Source organism: Sedimentibacter sp. B4 (assembly GCF_000309315.1).
Classification (GTDB): domain Bacteria; phylum Bacillota; class Clostridia; order Tissierellales; family Sedimentibacteraceae; genus Sedimentibacter; species Sedimentibacter saalensis.
In genome coordinates this window covers 1-16,893 of record NZ_CANG01000925.1, presented here as the reverse complement: position 1 = coordinate 16,893, position 16,893 = coordinate 1, and the positions used below count along the sequence as shown (strand labels likewise).

Annotated in this window: 14 protein-coding genes; 7 read left to right on the top strand and 7 right to left on the bottom strand. The window is 37.7% G+C overall.

Features of this window, described 5'->3' with window-relative positions:
• Positions 1 to 2: 2 nt before the first annotated feature.
• Positions 3 to 1,700 carry an ABC transporter substrate-binding protein gene (locus BN358_RS15635; protein ID WP_019229481.1) on the bottom strand — a complete coding sequence of 566 codons (1,698 nt, stop codon included), beginning with the start codon at positions 1,698 to 1,700 and terminating at the stop codon, positions 3 to 5.
• 379 nt (positions 1,701 to 2,079) lie between these two features.
• On the opposite strand from BN358_RS15635, the gene metF reads away from it, so the two are divergent.
• From metF to BN358_RS15620, 3 genes are read left to right on the top strand one after another with little or no spacing between them, the layout of a single operon-like run.
• A complete protein-coding gene (gene metF, locus BN358_RS15630; protein WP_019229480.1) occupies positions 2,080 to 2,961 on the top strand; it encodes a methylenetetrahydrofolate reductase [NAD(P)H] in 882 nt (293 codons plus the stop codon).
• Positions 2,962 to 2,971: 10 nt separating this feature from the next.
• On the top strand, positions 2,972 to 5,353 hold the full coding sequence (locus BN358_RS15625; RefSeq protein ID WP_019229479.1) for a homocysteine S-methyltransferase family protein: 2,382 nt from the start codon (positions 2,972 to 2,974) through the stop codon (positions 5,351 to 5,353).
• A gap of 58 nt (positions 5,354 to 5,411) precedes the next feature.
• The gene (locus BN358_RS15620) at positions 5,412 to 6,302 is read left to right on the top strand and encodes a polyprenyl synthetase family protein (protein ID WP_019229478.1); all 891 of its coding nucleotides are present in this window, start codon (positions 5,412 to 5,414) and stop codon (positions 6,300 to 6,302) included.
• Between the two features lie 183 nt (positions 6,303 to 6,485).
• Here BN358_RS15620 and murC read toward each other — a convergent pair whose 3' ends face one another.
• Positions 6,486 to 7,838 carry a UDP-N-acetylmuramate--L-alanine ligase gene (gene murC / locus BN358_RS15615; RefSeq protein WP_019229477.1) on the bottom strand — a complete coding sequence of 451 codons (1,353 nt, stop codon included), beginning with the start codon at positions 7,836 to 7,838 and terminating at the stop codon, positions 6,486 to 6,488.
• Between the two features lie 240 nt (positions 7,839 to 8,078).
• Here murC and tsaE point away from each other — a divergent pair, with 240 nt between their 5' ends.
• Genes tsaE through BN358_RS15595 form a run of 4 tightly spaced genes read left to right on the top strand, consistent with a single transcriptional unit; the run spans position 8,079 to position 10,553 of the window.
• On the top strand, positions 8,079 to 8,549 hold the full coding sequence (tsaE, locus tag BN358_RS15610) for a tRNA (adenosine(37)-N6)-threonylcarbamoyltransferase complex ATPase subunit type 1 TsaE (RefSeq protein WP_019229476.1): 471 nt from the start codon (positions 8,079 to 8,081) through the stop codon (positions 8,547 to 8,549).
• Positions 8,530 to 9,219: a tRNA (adenosine(37)-N6)-threonylcarbamoyltransferase complex dimerization subunit type 1 TsaB gene (gene tsaB / locus BN358_RS15605; protein ID WP_019229475.1), complete on the top strand. Its 690-nt coding sequence runs from the start codon at positions 8,530 to 8,532 to the stop codon at positions 9,217 to 9,219. The genes tsaE and tsaB overlap by 20 nt, the downstream gene beginning before the upstream one ends.
• Positions 9,220 to 9,228: 9 nt before the next feature.
• The gene (gene rimI, locus BN358_RS15600) at positions 9,229 to 9,675 is read left to right on the top strand and encodes a ribosomal protein S18-alanine N-acetyltransferase (RefSeq protein ID WP_019229474.1); all 447 of its coding nucleotides are present in this window, start codon (positions 9,229 to 9,231) and stop codon (positions 9,673 to 9,675) included.
• A 17-nt stretch (positions 9,676 to 9,692) separates the two neighbouring features.
• Positions 9,693 to 10,553 carry a D-alanyl-D-alanine carboxypeptidase family protein gene (locus BN358_RS15595; RefSeq protein ID WP_019229473.1) on the top strand — a complete coding sequence of 287 codons (861 nt, stop codon included), beginning with the start codon at positions 9,693 to 9,695 and terminating at the stop codon, positions 10,551 to 10,553.
• A 57-nt stretch (positions 10,554 to 10,610) separates the two neighbouring features.
• Here BN358_RS15595 and htpG read toward each other — a convergent pair whose 3' ends face one another.
• From htpG to BN358_RS15570, 5 genes are all read right to left on the bottom strand, one after another.
• On the bottom strand, positions 10,611 to 12,491 hold the full coding sequence (gene htpG, locus BN358_RS15590) for a molecular chaperone HtpG (RefSeq protein WP_019229472.1): 1,881 nt from the start codon (positions 12,489 to 12,491) through the stop codon (positions 10,611 to 10,613).
• A gap of 169 nt (positions 12,492 to 12,660) precedes the next feature.
• Positions 12,661 to 13,197 (bottom strand): peptidoglycan-binding protein, encoded by a 537-nt coding sequence (locus BN358_RS15585; protein WP_019229471.1) that lies wholly within the window; start codon positions 13,195 to 13,197, stop codon positions 12,661 to 12,663.
• 12 nt (positions 13,198 to 13,209) lie between these two features.
• Complete coding sequence (locus BN358_RS15580; RefSeq protein WP_019229470.1) at positions 13,210 to 14,628, bottom strand: peptidoglycan-binding protein; 1,419 nt, start codon at positions 14,626 to 14,628, stop codon at positions 13,210 to 13,212.
• Positions 14,629 to 14,640: 12 nt separating this feature from the next.
• Positions 14,641 to 16,053, bottom strand: coding sequence for a peptidoglycan-binding protein (locus BN358_RS15575; RefSeq protein WP_019229469.1), 1,413 nt, complete (start codon positions 16,051 to 16,053; stop codon positions 14,641 to 14,643).
• Between the two features lie 12 nt (positions 16,054 to 16,065).
• Complete coding sequence (locus BN358_RS15570; RefSeq protein ID WP_019229468.1) at positions 16,066 to 16,608, bottom strand: hypothetical protein; 543 nt, start codon at positions 16,606 to 16,608, stop codon at positions 16,066 to 16,068.
• Positions 16,609 to 16,893 lie beyond the last annotated feature (285 nt).

The window sequence follows — 16,893 nt, the reverse complement described above, 5'->3', positions numbered from 1 at the left end:
TATTATTCGATGGTTATATTTTTCAAACATTGATCCCAGGTTCTGTATGTTCCAAGATCCATTCCTTTTACTCTGTTGTTTATTCCCCATATTTCACTCCTGTAAGCTATGATTACATGAGGAATTTCATAGTTCATTATCTTTGCCCATTCATTATAAATTTCTTTTCTTTTTGCAGTATCAAATTCGGCTTTTCCGGCCTTAACCAATTTCATGGCTTCAGCATTTTTGTAACCGGATGCGTTAAAACCTCCTGCTACAAATGCATCATCATCAAACAGTGCTCCTGTTGGGTCAGGGTCAATATCCAGAGAAAATCCCATTGTGTAAATGTCAAAGTCTTTTTCACCTGGAGCTGCATCCATTGTTCGTGATGCAACAGTGTCAAAGTCCATAAGTTCTATTTCAAGTTCAACGCCTAATTGTTTCCATGTGTCAGATGCCATGCCTGACAATGTTCCAGGCCATGATGAGTCAGTATAAACAAGCCAGTTTACATGGAACTTTTCTCCATCCTTGTATCTATAACCATCGCTATTCATTGTCCAGCCTGCTTCATCCATGAGTTTTGCAGCCTTATCCATGTCAAACTTGTAAGCATTAAGTTCTGATGGATCTGGGAATGCCCAGGATGAAGGAGAAATAGGAGCCATACCTACAGAAGCCAAACCCTTGCCATATTGTGCTTCTATGAATGATTCCCTGTCAAGAGCATACATGAGTGCCTGCCTTACTTTAACATCTGCAAGCTTTGCCCTTGTTGTGTTGAAGCACATGAATGTGTATCCGTTTCCAAGGAAGTTTGCAATGCTTATATTTGATAGAGCTTCAGCAGCTTCAAGATTTTCAGCGCTTGAAGGTATTTGTGCAAAATCTATTTGATTTGTCTGCAAAGCAGATAGTATACTTTCATCCGGTACTTCACTTAATAAAACGCCGTCAATTTTTGCTGCGCTACTAGGATCCCAGTAATTTGTGTTTTTCATAAGCTTTATAAATTGCTTCGGTTCCCAGCTGTCAAAAACCATGGTACCTGAACCTATAGGTTTTTCATTTAAAGCAAGGAAATCTTCCCATGAATCAAAAGCATAATAATCTGAAGGCATTATGCCGTACATGAAGTTTTGAATATTAGCCAGTGCAGCTGAACCTTCAGCATATGTAAATGATATTGTTTTGTCATCTATTATTTTTATTCCTTCAAAAGTATCTTTAGCCCCGCTGTGGAATTCTTCATAGCCCTTAAGACTGCTTACAGCGTAAGCTCTAGGACCGTTGTAGTCAGGGTGAGCAATTGTTTCATATGTAAAGGCAACATCTTCGGTGGTCAAATCTGAGCCGTCGGAAAACTTGATTCCGTCTTTCAATGTAAATGTATAGGTGAGTTTATCCTCTGAAATTGTCCATTCTGCAAGGACAGGAATCATTTCGCCTTCTGCGTTGTTTGTAACAAGTTTTTCAAAAATAGAGTCTGCTACATAGGTGTCGTAAGTGTTGTCTGACATAATTGGATTAAATAATCCTCCGAATCCAGTGCCGCCAAATTTTAAAACCTTGTCGGCTTTAGGCGTTTCAGCAGGCTGTTCAGCAGGTTTTTGCGGTTCTGATGGTGTCTGAGCCGTCTGGCTTGTACAACCTGCAAATAACATTACTGTCATCATTACTGCTAAAATAAGTGATACTAACTTTCTTGATTTCATTTTACATTCCCTCCACATAAATTATTTTTATAAATACAAATCATAGCAATTTGCTAGAACTGTATATATTCAAAGATAAATTTTAGAATTAGTTGCATTAAATTCAATTAATGGATAATGATGTAAAAAAACGTTTGCATGGTTACATTATAACTTAAACAAAATTGTTAGTCAATTTTATTTATTACAATATTTATACTAATTTTTACTTAAGTATCTATTTATATGATAAAAACAGTCACAATATGCAGCTGTATGAGAACTGAAGAGTTTTTAAAGAATATTTATAAAAAAATGTAGTAAATAATTATTTTTCGATTTGGTTTACAGTTTCAAATGCTTATGTTATAATAGTCAAAATCAAAAAGGAGCAAAGACAATGCATATTACTGACATTTTTAATAAAAAGAAATTTGTTTTTTCTTTTGAAATTTTTCCGCCTAAAGCCACTTCATCCATAGAAACAATTTATAAGACACTGGAGTCATTAAGCGACTTAAGGCCTGATTATATAAGCGTTACATATGGAGCAGGGGGAGGAAGCAATCAAAACAAGACAAGAGAAATTTCCTCCATTATTAAAAATAAGTATGGTATAGAAGCTATGGCTCACCTCACTTGCATCCGTTCAACAGGGAAAGAAATTATCGAAACTCTAAAAGATCTGAAGGAAGATGGAATTGAAAATATTCTTGCCTTAAGAGGAGACATCCCCCTTGAGGAAGAAGTAAAGGGAGACTTTCAGCATGCTTCCGATTTGGCAGAGTTCATCATGTCAAGGGACAACTTCGATTTGGGAGGGACCTGCTATCCGGAAGGTCACGTAGACTGCAAAAATCTGGAGGATGATGTTAAAAATCTTAAATTCAAAATTGAAGCAGGAGTAACACACCTTACGACACAGCTTTTTTTTGACAACAATGACTTTTACAATTTCCTGAATCTTGCAGAGAAACACAATATTAATGTTCCTATACAGGCTGGAATCATGCCTCTTACAAACAAAAGCCAGATAGAAAGAATTGTAACACTCAGCGGTTCAAAAATACCTGAAAAGTACATACAGATTATGAATAAGTTTGAATATGACAAGGATGCAATGGTGGATGCAGGAATAGCATATGCTTCCGAGCAAATAATTGACCTTATGGCTAACGGAGTTGACGGTGTGCACCTTTACACCATGAACAACCCTTATGTTGCAAGAAAAACACATAACAATATCATATCTCTGGTTCATTCTTTAAACAGAGAAATATAAGAGGTAAAATATGAATTTTAAAGAGTTTATTGATAATAATCTTGTTTTGTTTGACGGAGCCATGGGCACAGAGCTTCAAAAGAAGGGGCTTAAACTTGGGGATGTTCCTGAAACGCTCAATATTGAACAAAGAGACATGATTGTAGAAATTCACAAAGAATATATTGAAGCCGGCTCCAACGTTGTAACAACAAACACATTCGGTGCAAATGAAAAAAAACTCCAGGCAACAAATTACTCGGTAGAAGAAATTATAGATGCTGCAGTGAAGGCTGCAAGAGAAGCAATCGGAAACAAAGATGTCTTTGCAGCCCTTGACATAGGTCCCATTGGTGAACTAGTTGAACCCATGGGAATTCTTACGTTTGATGAAGCCTATGAAATATTTAAGAGACAGGTTGTTCAGGGTGAAAAATCAGGAGCAGATCTCATTCTCATTGAAACAATGACTGATTTGTATGAAATGAAGGCAGCATTGTTGGCCGCAAAGGAAAACACAACTCTTCCTGTTCTTGCAACCATGTCTTTTGAAAAGGATCACAGAACATTCACCGGATGTCTTCCGTCAAGTATGGCAGTAACACTTGAAGGGCTTGGAGCTGATGGAATAGGTATAAACTGTTCACTGGAACCAAAGGAAATCAGACCAATTGTGGAAGAACTCATGAACTGGACAAATCTTCCGGTGCTTGTACAGGCCAATGCAGGACTTCCATCTGTTATAGATGGGAAAACGCACTATGAAATAGGTCCTGAGGAATATTCTGATGATGTTCTTGCGTTCATAGGAATAGGGGTATCAATGCTTGGAGGATGCTGCGGAACATCTCCTGAATACATACGTGAAATAAAAAAGAAAATAAGCAGGCTGACAAAGGTTGAAAGAGCAGAACAAAAATTTCATGCTCTTTGTACTCCATCAAACACAGTACTGGTTGAAGGAGTAAAAGTAATAGGCGAAAGAATAAATCCAACAGGAAAAAAGATGCTTAAAGAAGCATTGAAAAACAGTGACATGGATTACATCCTGAAGCAGGGAGTTTCTCAGGTAGAAGCTGGAGCAGAGATACTGGATGTGAATGTTGGACTCAGGGAAATAGACCAAAACGAAATGATGATGAAGGTAGTAAAGGGGCTGCAATCAGTGACAAATGCACCCCTTCAAATAGATTCATCAGACATGGATGTAATTGAAGCAGGTTTAAGGTATGCAAACGGAAAAGCAATAGTAAATTCCGTAAACGGAGAAGACCAGGTGCTGGAAAGAATTTTGCCTCTGGTTAAAAAATACGGCGCTGCTGTTGTGGGGCTTACCCTTGATGAGAGAGGAATTCCGGACAATGCTTTGGAACGCTTCAAAATTGCAGAAAAAATACTGAACAAGGCATTGGAGTACGGCATAAAGAAAGAAGATGTTTACATAGACACCCTGACTCTCACATGTTCTGCTCAGCAAAAGGAAGTAGAAGAGACCATAAAGACATTGACAATGGTAAAGGAAAAGCTTGGATTAAAGACAGTTCTTGGAGTTTCCAACATTTCATTCGGAATGCCAAACAGACCGCTTATAAATGAAACTTTCCTTGCAATTGCCATGGCAGCAGGACTTGATCTTCCAATAATAAATCCAAACGATGAAAACATGATGGATAAGGTGTATGCGTTCAATGTTCTTTACAACCATGACAAAGGCTCAATAAAGTATATCGAAAGATACGGCGATAAATCATCTGCAGAAACATCTCCTAAAAAGGAAAAAAAGGAAGAAACGCTTTATGACATGGTAGTAAAGGGTTTAAAGGAAAATGCTGCAGCCAAGACTAAATTACTACTTAGTACAAAGACAGAGCTTGAAATTGTAAATGAATTCCTTATTCCTGCCCTTGATGTTGTAGGAAGTGATTTTGAAAAGGGAGTAATTTTCCTTCCACAGCTCATTCAGTCAGCGGAAACTGTGAAGTCGTCCTTTGATGTTCTTAAGGAAAGTCTCAAAAAAAATGAATCTGCCGGTATAAGCAACGGGAAAATAATACTGGCAACTGTAAAGGGAGATATTCATGATATTGGGAAAAACATTGTAAAAGTTATACTAGAGAACTATAATTATGATATAATTGATTTGGGCAAGGATGTTTCTGCTGAAAAAATCGTTGAAGAAGCAAAAAAATATGCAGATGAACCAATAATCGTGGGACTGAGCGCCTTGATGACAACCACCATGAAAAGTATGGAGGATATAATCGAAGAACTTAGAGACAATGGCATTGACTGCCCTGTAATGGTTGGCGGAGCAGTATTGACTGCAGAATATGCAAGAAACATGGGAGCAGATTACTACGCAAAAGATGCAAAGGAAGCAGTGGAAATAGCAAGAAAAGTGTTCAACAATTAACAGCGGGGAGCAGGTTAGTTAATGCTCTTTCGTTAATTTTATAGTTCAGGGGTTTGAAATGGAATTTAAAAATTGGATGGATGAAAAAGTTTTAAAAATAGAAGAATGTCTTCGTACTATAATAAAAGAAGAAAAAAATCCTCAAAAAATAATTTACGAGGCAATGAATTACAGTCTTTTGTGCGGTGGAAAAAGGCTTAGGCCTGTCTTGATGCTTGGAACATATGAATTGTTTAGAGACAATGCAGAGGAAATTATTCCTTTTGCCTGCGCCATGGAAATGATACACACATATTCATTGATTCATGATGATTTGCCTGCCATGGACAATGATGATTACAGGCGCGGACGATTGTCAAATCACAAGAAATTCGGTGAAGCAACGGGAATTCTTGCAGGAGACGGACTTTTAAACAGAGCATTTGAAACGGGGCTTGAAGCTGCTTTGAAGAGTAACGTTGAAATAACAAGTGCAGTTAAGGCACTTTATGAAATTGCAAAATCTTCCGGAGCTGATGGAATGATTGGCGGTCAGATTGTGGACATATACGGACACGACAAAATATCATCTGTTGAGGAGCTTAAATACATGTATTCCCTCAAAACAGGTGCTATTATAAAAAGCAGCGTCAAGGCCGGCGCAATTTTAGGAGGAGCTGATGATAATCAGCTTAGGGCTCTTGAAACATTTGCAGATAATATAGGTATTGCATTTCAGATAGAAGACGACATACTGGATGTAACAAGCACCCAGGAAAAATTGGGGAAAAAAATAGGAAGCGACATTGCAAATGATAAAGTTACATACCTGTCATTTTCAACAATAGAAAAATCAAGAAAAGATGTTGAACAGTTCACGAATGAAGCAATAAAAGGCCTTGAAATGTTTGGTGACAGAGCAAATCATCTCAAGGAACTGGCGCTGTACCTTACAAACAGGGACCACTGATTAAATCAATTAAGAATTAAGAGTGAAAAGTTAAGAATTAATGGAAAGAATAGGCGCAAAGCATGCCTATTCTTGTTTTATTATACAAAAAATAAGGACAGCTTTGCTGTCCTATCCGAAATTCTTAATTCTTAACTCCTAATTCTTCATTTTAATTGCCCTTAACTAATAATTAAATATACCTTAATTATTAACTAGAAGCTCAGCCACTGTGTCTACGCTTCCTGCACCCATGGTTATTACGGTGTCGCCTTCTTTTGCCATGGATCGGATCAATTCTGCAGCTTCCTCAAAACTTTCAGCATAATGTGCATCTTTTGAAAGAACATTCATCTTTGCAATAATATCCTTTGAATGAATTTCTCCATTGTCTATTTCTCTTGCGGCATAAATGTCCAATAAAATTGTTTCATCTGAATGCGTAAGTGCTTCAGCAAATTCATTCAGGAGTTTTTTCGTCCTTGTGTAAGTGTGGGGCTGGAATACTGTGATGATTTTTCCGGATGTATAAGATCTTGCAGTCTTCAATGTTGCTTTCATTTCAGAAGGATGATGTGCGTAATCATCTATTACGCTGGCTCCGTTTAAAGTTCCCTTGTATTCATACCTTCTGTGAGTTCCTTTAAAGTCTGCAAGGCCCTTTGCAATTGTATCAAGATCAATGCCAAGAGAAATGCATGCGGCTGCTGCTGCAACACTGTTTAAAATATTGTGCTCTCCGAACACGCTTAATTTTATATCTGCTATTTTTTTGCTTTCCTTCATGAGTGAATAAGAAGGAGATGGAACGAGCTTTATGTCAGCAGCGTAATAATCAGCGCTGTTATCTGTTCCAAATGTTACAACATTGCACTTAATATCCTTGAACAGGTTTTTGTTCAGCACATTTGCCACAAGATGTCCTGTTGAAGGAAGTTTTTTAGCATATTCAAGAAATGCATCTTCAATATCACTTAAGTCCTTGTAATAATCCAGATGGTCTTCTTCAATATTTAATATGAGTTCCACTGTTGGATTAAATTTGAGGAAATTACGCTTGTATTCACATGCTTCCGTAAGCAGCATGTCGTAGGAGCCATGCATTAGGTTTCCGCCCATGGAATCCATTTCTCCGCCTAAAAATATGGTTGGATTCATTTCAGTTTCCATGAGTATTGAGGAAAGCATTCCTGTTGTTGTAGTCTTGCCGTGTGTTCCTGACACGCAGATGGCATTATTATACTTTTTCATTATGAGGCCGAGAAATTCTGCCCTGTCCATAATATTAAGGTTCAGTTCCTGTGCTCTTACAAGTTCAGGATTATCTTTCGAAATTGCAGATGTATATACTACAAGGTCTATGTCAGTGTTAATGTTTTTGCCTTCATGGCCAATGTTTATATTAGCACCTAGTTTTTCAAGCTTTTTTACTATGTGGGATGAACTTCTGTCAGAGCCTGATACCCTCACTCCTTCATCAATCATTATTTCAGCTAATGCACTCATGCTTATGCCGCCAATCCCGATAAAATATATATGATTAAAATTATTATTCATTGCAATCTCCTCAAATATTTGATATTTCATTATATGACTGTTAAGAGCAAATAATTATCATTTGCACGTATTTAAAATTTATTCAAAGTATTATAACATGTCCGCAGTCTTTGTTCAATTAAATTTTAAGACTTGGACAAGGTGATATATTCCTTGATTTTTTATATGTGCAAATGTATAATGAACGATAGATGTGCGGCAAAATGGAGTCTTCCTGATGCCGTAAAAAAGAGGTAAGAAATGAAAATTAAAGTCAATAATTTGCAGGATACAGAAAAAATAGGAAAAATAATAAGCCGGTGCCTTGAAAAAGGGACTGTTTTATGCCTTGATGGGGATTTAGGAGCAGGCAAGACTGCAATAACCCAGTTTATTGCAAAGGAATTCGGAGTAAAAGAATACATCACCAGCCCCACGTTCAATATCATAAAGGAATATGAAGGACGGCTTCCATTTTATCACATGGATGTGTACAGAATTGAATCAGAAGATGACATGTATGATTTAGGCTATGATGAATATATATATTCTGAGGGTGTAACAGTAATAGAGTGGTCCGAAAATATAAGAACTATACTTCCTGATGAAAGAATAGACATAAAAATAGACAGAATAGACGACAACAAAAGAATCATGACAATTGAAGGCAAGGGAGTTGTTTATGAAAAAATTACGGAGGAGCTGAAAAATTATGAAAATACTTGCAATTGAATCAGCCTCTGTGACAGCATCCTGTGCGGTTTCTGAAGACTTCAACGTACTCGGTGAATTCACATTGAGCCACAAAAAAACACATTCAGAAAAGCTGATGCCGTTAATTGAGGAACTATTAAAAGAGCTTGAAATTAAAATTCAGGACATAGATGTAATAGCAGTTTCAGAAGGCCCCGGTTCATACACTGGACTTCGTATTGGAGCAGCCATAGCAAAGAGCCTGGCTTTTGCAGGAAAATTGCCTATTGTAAACATACCTACAATGAAATCTTTGGCAGGTAACGTATATGATAAAGAGAAGCTCATTGTTCCAGTTATGGATGCGAAGGCAGGAAGGGTGTATGCAGGCATTTATAAATGGGAAGGGGAAGAACTGAAAAGTGTAAAAGAGCAGTTTCCGTGCAACATAGAAGAGCTTGTGGATATTTTAAACCAATACCAGGAACCGGTTATATTAACAGGTGACGGTTCTGTAAGCTACAGAAATATAATTGAAGAAAAATTAAATAACAAAGCTTATTTCACCCCAAACAAGTTCAACAACCTTAATGCTGCAACGCTTTGCTTCATAGGGTGCAGCATGGCAAAAAAAGGGGAGACAATAACTGCATCAAGCTTTAAGCCGCAGTACCTGAGATTGTCACAGGCAGAAAGAAATAAAAAATAGGGGGGCAACATGAATCAAGTCATCATAAGGGGTATGAAAAAAGAAGATATTGATCAGATTATTGAAATTGAAAAAAAATGTTTCTCTTTGCCCTGGTCAAGGGATGCATTCGTAAATGAACTGAAAAATGATCTTGCTTATTACCAGATCGCTGAACTTGGAGGAAAAATAGTTGGCTACATGGGCATGTGGAAGGTCATTGACGAATGCCACATAACAAATGTTGCTGTTATACCTGAATACAGGAAACAAAACATTGCTTCAATGCTCATTGAAAAAATGGTTGACATATGTGTGTGCAGCGAAATAGTGGCTATGACACTTGAAGTGAGGGAGTCGAATATCCCAGCTATCAATCTGTACAAGAAGTTCGGGTTCGTTTCAGCAGGCAAAAGACCAAGATATTATCAGATGCCTCTGGAAGATGCAATAATTATGTGGAAGAAAATCAACTAGCCTGCAAAGGAGAAAACATGAAGAACACAAAAAAATATAAGAAGAGAAGATTATTCATTACTATGGCAGCTATGGTTTTAATACTGGTTGCCGTTGTAATTTATGTAGAAGGAAGATTAAAAGATGAAACAGAACTTCCTCCAACAGCAGAAGAGCCTGTTAATGAGGAACCAGTTGAGGAGGTACCGGATATAGAAAATCCGGTTGATGAAGTTCCTGGCGGTGAAAACAAAGATAATGAAAATGAAAATCCGGCAGAAAAGCCGCAGGAGCCATCAACACCGGTCGATATTAACATGGTTGAAGACCCTGCAGCAATAGATGCCTTGGTGAACAAGAAAAACAATTTATCCAGCACATATGTGCCTGAAGACCTAGTAAAACTTGAGGGTATTCCCACAGTACTTGAAAACCCTGAAATAAACCAGCTTAGAGAGACGGCATACATTGCGCTTAAGGACATGTTCCAGGCTGCTGCAGATGAAGAAGGCTATGAGCTGCATGCACGTTCAGGCTACAGATCATACGGCACCCAGAGAGATCTTTACAATTCATATGTAAAAAATCACGGGCAGGCTGCCGCAGACAAATACAGTGCAAAGCCAGGACAAAGCGAGCACCAGACTGGTCTTTCAATGGATATAACTTGTGCAGCCATGAACTTTCAGCTGGACGATACATTTGGAAATACTGATGAAGGTAAATGGGTTTCAGAAAATGCCCACAGATTTGGTTTCATTGTGAGATATCCGAAGGGCAAGGAAGATATTACAGGATATTTTTATGAGCCATGGCACATAAGATACCTGGGAGTTGAACTGGCAACAAAGGTATATGAGTCAGGTTTAACATTAGAAGAATTCATGGAAAGCAATTAAGAATTAAGAGTGAAGAATTAAGAATTAATAGAAAAAATAGGCCGTGAGGCCTATTTTTTAGTTGTTGATCAATTCATAAACATCATTTGCATATTGTACAGGATCTTCTATCTGTAGTCCTTCAATGAGAAGAGCCTGATTGTATAATACGCTTGAAAGTTTCTTAAGTTTGTCCTTGTCATTTTCAAATGAATTCTTTATTTTTTCAAACATTTCATGGTTTGTGTTAATTTCAAGTATTTTTTCTGCATGAATATTTCCCGGATTGTCAGGCATTGACTGAAGAACTTTTTCCATTTCAATTGAAAGTTCTCCTTCAGAAGCCAGACACACAGGATGAGTTTTAAGTCTCTTGGAAGGTCTTACTTCTTTAACTTTTCCGTCAAGTGCTTCTTTCATGAATTCAAAAATGTCCTTGTTTTCTTCTTTGTTTTCATCATTTTCGTTTTCGTCAGTTTTTAAATCCATATCTGCACTTGAAACGTTTTTGAATTCTTTTTCCTTGTAATTCATGAGAACTTTGATTGCAAATTCATCAATCTCATCTGTGAAATAAAGAATTTCATAACCGTTGTCTGCAACAATTTCAGTTTGTGGAAGCTTTGCAATTTTCGCAGTGCTTTCTCCTGTTGCATAGTAAATGTATTTTTGATCTTCTTTCATTCTGGACACATATTCATCAAGTGTTGCAAGTTTCTTTTCCGTTGAAGAATAAAACATCAAAAGGTCCTGCAGAATTTCCTTGTTTGCGCCCCATTCACTGTACATGCCGTATTTCAATGTTCTTCCGAAGCTTTCAAAGAATGTTACATATTTTTCTCTGTCATCCTTAAGCATTAACAAAAGCTCGCTTTTGATTTTTTCCTTTATTTTTTTCGCAATGAACTGAAGCTGCCTGTCATGCTGCAGAGTTTCTCTGGAAATATTGAGGGATAAATCAGCTGAATCCACAAGTCCCTGCACAAATCCGAAATAATCAGGGAGCAAATCACCGCATTTGTTCATTATAAGAACTCCGTTTGAATATAGCTCAAGTCCTTTTTCAAATTCCTTTGTGTAAAAATCAAATGGAACCTTAGCAGGAATATAAAGGATTGAATTATAGCTTGTAAGGCCTTCCACACTTACATGAGTGTAACGAAGAGGCTTTTCATAGCCAAAGTGTTTTTCCATGTAGAAGTTTTCATAATCTTCTTGTGTGAGTTCACTTTTGTTTTTTCTCCATATAGGAACCATGCTGTTCAATGTTTCATCTTCCATGTACTCTTCGTATTCGTTTTCGGTTCCTTCTTTGTGCTTTCTTTTTTTAACCATCATCTTAATAGGGTACTTGATGAAATTTGAATACTTCTTTACAAGAGATTTTATGTTGTAAACATCAAGGTATTCATCATAATCTTCTCCCTCGGTGTTTTCTTTTATTTTCATTATTATTTCAGTTCCTGTTTTTTCTTTTGTGCAGCTTGTAATGGTATATCCATCAGCGCCTTCAGATTCCCATTTGTATGCTTCTTCTGACCCAATTGCTTTGCTTATTACGGTTACTTTTTCAGCAACCATAAATGCTGAATAAAAACCTACTCCGAACTGGCCAATTATATCTACTCCATCTTTAGCCTCGTTATTTTCCTTGAAATCAAATGAACCGCTTTTTGCAATAGTTCCAAGGTTTGAATCAAGTTCTTCCTTTGTCATTCCCACACCTGTATCAGAAACAGTGAGAGTTCTTTCATCTTCATTTACGGCAATTCTTATGTAAAAATCGTCCTTGTTGAATACAATGCTGTTGTCTGTAAGAGATTTGTAGTAGCTTTTGTCAATTGCATCGCTTGCGTTTGATATAAGCTCTCTTAAGAAAATTTCCTTGTGTGTGTAAATGGAGTTGATCATTAAGTCCAAAAGTCTCTTGGATTCTGATTTAAACTGTTTTTTTGCCATAGTTATTCCTTCCTTACAAATAAATTAATTGCAAATGCAATTTATCAAACGTGTTGTTAGCACTCTTCGCTGTTGAGTGCTAACTCTATTTTAGCAAATGCTCATCAATTGTCAATAGTCTGGAAGAAAATTTTACAAAAAATTAAAAATGCTGATACTGGATCAGCAATTATTTATAATCGTATAATTTGCACGTGCTGTAAATTGAAACTATGGTGTTCCAGGTTTCCTTGTCGACAATGCCGGTTACGGGCAGCATGCTTATTTTTTGAAATTCCTTTACAGCTTCTTCTGTCTCATGGTCATATTTGTCGTTTATTTCGATTTTCTTGTAATTCTTGTATCTTCTGCAGAAGTTGTTGAGCATAATTTTAAGCACATACACAATGTCTCCCGAGTACCCGTTTTTTATGTTTCCGAAATCAAATGATCTGCATGGAATTTTATAAGGCATTTCTTTAGATTTCAAATGAAGGCTGTTTTCTTTTACTATGGCGTTCCATGTGTTGTAATCAACCCTGCCTGTAACGGGAAGACCTGAAAACCTCTGAAAATCTTCCACTGCCTTTTTTGTTTGAGCATCATATGTTCCTGACAAAGAAATACGTGGTATTTCAGGGTGTGAATACGAAATGTTTCTCAAGTACTGCTGAATTTCAGTTATGGCTGAAGTTTCACCTTCGTGATTAAAGTTGTTATATATCATAATAGTCTCCTTTCACTGTTGTGCAGCAGGAGGATTGTATCTTAAATTTACATATACCTCCGCTAGTTTGTTCCATGTGTCAGCATTTACTATTCCTGTTGGTTCAAGTCCGTAAAGACTCTGGAAGGCAGATACTGCCTCTTCTGTTGCCGGGCCGAAAACTCCGTCCCTTTCTATGGAAGGTATTTCTGGAATAAATAATGCTATATATGCAAGCATAGTCTGCAATATGATGATGCCCGGGTGTTCGGTTCCCATACTGATGCTGTATGGTATTCCCATAAAACTTATACCCGGAAGGTATATATTTGCTACAGGAGTATTGGCAAGTATGGGAAATACATTTCTGTACAACACATTCCATGTTTCCTGCGTTACAATTCCTGAAGGAGGAAGGTTCATTGCATTTTGTAAGGCTGTTACAGAATCGGTTGTTTCCGGACCAAAGTAGCCTGTTACAGGAACTAGAGGAATGCTGGGATTTTGCTGAGAAATAAGGTTAAGAAAGTATTGCAGCACTGTTATAACAGGGCGTGTATCACCTTCTAAAAGAACATTTGAATATAAGTTTATCAGTTCGTTTATGAGAATTCCTTCTGTTGTCAATTCAGCTAGTCTTGTGACTGCCACATAGATGCGTCGTATCCAGTACCATGTATCGCTATCTACAACTCCTGTAACCGGAAGATTAAAGGCTTGCTGAAATGCTCTCACTGCAGACTCTGTTTCTTCACCGTAGTACCCGTTTATTGGAACTACGGGTATTGCCGGATAGTTTCGTGATATTCTATTAAGGGAATGCTGCATCCTAAAGACTGGAATACCTGATTCACCCAAAGCCAGAGGAGTGCCTGGATAGGTGCCCACAATTTCCTCTGCAATTGAATAAGGTGCTATGTTCACATCATTTCCGTAGTAATACCTGAGTATGTCTATGGCTGAGTAGCCCTGGTTGGCCAGGTCAACACTGCCCCACTGATACATGCCATTGCACTGTGAAATTCTTCCGTCGCAAAATTCTGTGAACAAAGGTTCAATATGGCCTTGGCGCACAACATATTCATCAAAAATATCATCTGCAATGTTTGCAACACTATCAAATATTCCTCTTTCATGGACATAAGCCTGGTCGAATTGAGTTGAATTTGTAATATCAAAGTCATAACCTCTGCCTCTGTACCATTCTGTGAAAATTCTGTTCATTGCTATTGAGGTGATTGCATGAATGTTTGCTCTTAATGCTTCTTCCGGCCATGTTGGATACAATTCACTGGATGCCACATTTTTTATATAGTCCAGGTATGGAACTGTGACGTTCAATGCTTCTTCGTCAGGTGGTCCCAGGTGGACTGTTATATGGGCGGGGAAAGATACTATGGTGTGAGGTATTGCTGCTCCTGGAATGTGTATGTCAGTTTCCGGAATACTCATATTATCACCTCATTAACTGATTTCATTTCCTGGAAATTGCCCTTGATTCCTTTGCACCCCAAATCTAAGTTCTCTGTAAACCTGGACAATTCTGTTCCATGTTGCTTGTTGCACTATACCATCCGGGTTAAGCCCGTACTGCCTTTGAAATGCAGTGACAGCCGCCCTTGTTTCAGGACCGAATACACCGTCCGGAGTTACAGTAGGAATTGCCGGTACCACAGATGATATGAATGAAAGATATTCCTGCATAATGAATACACTTGGGCCTTCGGATCCTTCTCTTAAAATAACGTTAGGGAATATAAGAGCCGGCAGAGCAATTGCTGAAGGGGGGAGTGCCCTTAATATTCCAAGTATGTTGTTGTACATTGAATTCCATGTAGCATCATCTATTATGCCTGTGGGCTCAAGCCCCATAGTTTTTTGAAATTCTATTATTGATGTCCTTGTCTTTGGACCTAGTATTCCGTCAATGTCAACTGCAGGTATGGAGCTATAATAAGCTGAAAGAACATTGAGAAAATACTGAACAAGTTGCACTCTTGGAACAACTTTTCCTTCCTCGATTTCAGTAACTATATCTGGAGGAATATCGCTTACAAGTATTCCCTGTGAAGTAAGCTGAGCAAGGTTTCTTACTGCCACATATATTTTTCTTATTTCATACCATGTTGCCTTGTCTATGACACCTGTTACAGGTAAATTGAATGCTTCCTGAAATGCTCTTACTGCATCGGCCATTCCTTCAGTAAATTCCCCGTTTATAGGATATACTTTCGGAATTGCCGGAAAGTTAACAGAAATGGCATTGAGAGCCATTTTTATCAGCAGCACATACTGATTGTTGTCTCCTACACTTAAGGGGACACCTGGGTATGTTTCTTCTAAATTCACAATCGGAGCATCTCTGACAATATTGATGTTGTCTCCGTAGTAGTACTGAAGTATTTCGTAAGGAACATATCCCTGGGCTGCCAAATCAACAGTTCCCCATTGGAACATTCCTTCGCAAATTGAAACACGTCCGTCGCAAAACTGGGCGTACAAGGGTTCTACTTGGTTTTGTCTTGCGATGTAATCGTTGAAAATGTCGTCAACAATTCTGTCTATGGTGTCAAATACTCCTCTGTTTGGAACAAATGCCTGATCAAATTGAGTGGTGTTTGTAATGTCAAAATTATATCCTCTTGACCTGTACCACTCCGTGAATATTCTGTTCAACGCAATTGATACTATTGCGTATATGTTTGCCCTTAGGGCGCTTTCAGGCCATGTTGGGTATAATTCACTTGAAGCTACATTTTTTACATAATCAATAAATGGTACAGTTACATTTTCTGCCGGTTGATCCGGAGCTCCAAGATGTACTGTAATATTATCCGGAACTACAACAGTTGATAATCCTGGTACTTGTGTGCTCATGTAATCTCCTCCTTATTCATTTGAAATATCTGCAGGGGTTGGAGGAATGACAACAGTCTGACTGCCTTCTTCCTCAGTGGCACCTTCCATTACGGGAATCAAACTCACTCTGTAATTTGTGGCAACATTAGGAAAAACACGAAGGTCAATAATATTGACAGTGTAATATCCTATTGCCTGAACTCTCATGTTGTAAGTTGAAAAATAAAATGTAGGACTTTCTAAAGGATCTTCCGGACTGTATTCTACAGGAACTTCCATTGTCGGAACTCTTCCGTTTATGTTAGACACAACGTGGTAAAGTGCATTTTCTTCTCCGTCTTCATCAATTGTGTAAACAGTCACAACGGCGTCTTTGACTGGCAGTGCTCCCAGGGCTGTGTAAACACCCACATTTATGTAACCGGTGCTGGCTAAGGGCTGTGGTATTTCTTCGGCTGGCTGCGGTTGAGGTTGTGGCTCAGGAGGAGCTATAGTTTCTAATGTTTTCACAATCATATTTTGAGCCTTGTATGGCCGTATCCTGTTATATTGGTCAAAGTTATTATATTTCATGGAATCACACCTTTCATAATTTTCAGCTACTATTCAATATATGCAAAATGTTCACAATTGATTTCATTAATGAGTATTATTTTGCGGTGGGCTGGTTACAAATATATTGACAAAATTTTGTTTATATAATATACTTTGAACGTCAAAATAAAAGCAACATTATTTTGCCTACGGTATCGATTGACTTTGAAAAAGAAATTTATTATTGTATATACTTGGTTATATATACAAATCTTAGGAGGTATAAAATTGCCAAACGACAAATTGATGGAGCTCAGGGAATTA

Bases quoted from the DNA above. Each gene is read 5' to 3' on its own strand.
- BN358_RS15635 (WP_019229481.1), bottom strand. From the start codon at position 1,700: ATGAAATCAAGAAAGTTAGTATCACTTATTTTAGCAGTAATGATGACA.
- metF (WP_019229480.1), top strand. From the start codon at position 2,080: ATGCATATTACTGACATTTTTAATAAAAAGAAATTTGTTTTTTCTTTT.
- BN358_RS15625 (WP_019229479.1), top strand. From the start codon at position 2,972: ATGAATTTTAAAGAGTTTATTGATAATAATCTTGTTTTGTTTGACGGA.
- BN358_RS15620 (WP_019229478.1), top strand. From the start codon at position 5,412: ATGGAATTTAAAAATTGGATGGATGAAAAAGTTTTAAAAATAGAAGAA.
- murC (WP_019229477.1), bottom strand. From the start codon at position 7,838: ATGAATAATAATTTTAATCATATATATTTTATCGGGATTGGCGGCATA.
- tsaE (WP_019229476.1), top strand. From the start codon at position 8,079: ATGAAAATTAAAGTCAATAATTTGCAGGATACAGAAAAAATAGGAAAA.
- tsaB (WP_019229475.1), top strand. From the start codon at position 8,530: ATGAAAATACTTGCAATTGAATCAGCCTCTGTGACAGCATCCTGTGCG.
- rimI (WP_019229474.1), top strand. From the start codon at position 9,229: ATGAATCAAGTCATCATAAGGGGTATGAAAAAAGAAGATATTGATCAG.
- BN358_RS15595 (WP_019229473.1), top strand. From the start codon at position 9,693: ATGAAGAACACAAAAAAATATAAGAAGAGAAGATTATTCATTACTATG.
- htpG (WP_019229472.1), bottom strand. From the start codon at position 12,491: ATGGCAAAAAAACAGTTTAAATCAGAATCCAAGAGACTTTTGGACTTA.
- BN358_RS15585 (WP_019229471.1), bottom strand. From the start codon at position 13,197: ATGATATATAACAACTTTAATCACGAAGGTGAAACTTCAGCCATAACT.
- BN358_RS15580 (WP_019229470.1), bottom strand. From the start codon at position 14,628: ATGAGTATTCCGGAAACTGACATACACATTCCAGGAGCAGCAATACCT.
- BN358_RS15575 (WP_019229469.1), bottom strand. From the start codon at position 16,053: ATGAGCACACAAGTACCAGGATTATCAACTGTTGTAGTTCCGGATAAT.
- BN358_RS15570 (WP_019229468.1), bottom strand. From the start codon at position 16,608: ATGAAATATAATAACTTTGACCAATATAACAGGATACGGCCATACAAG.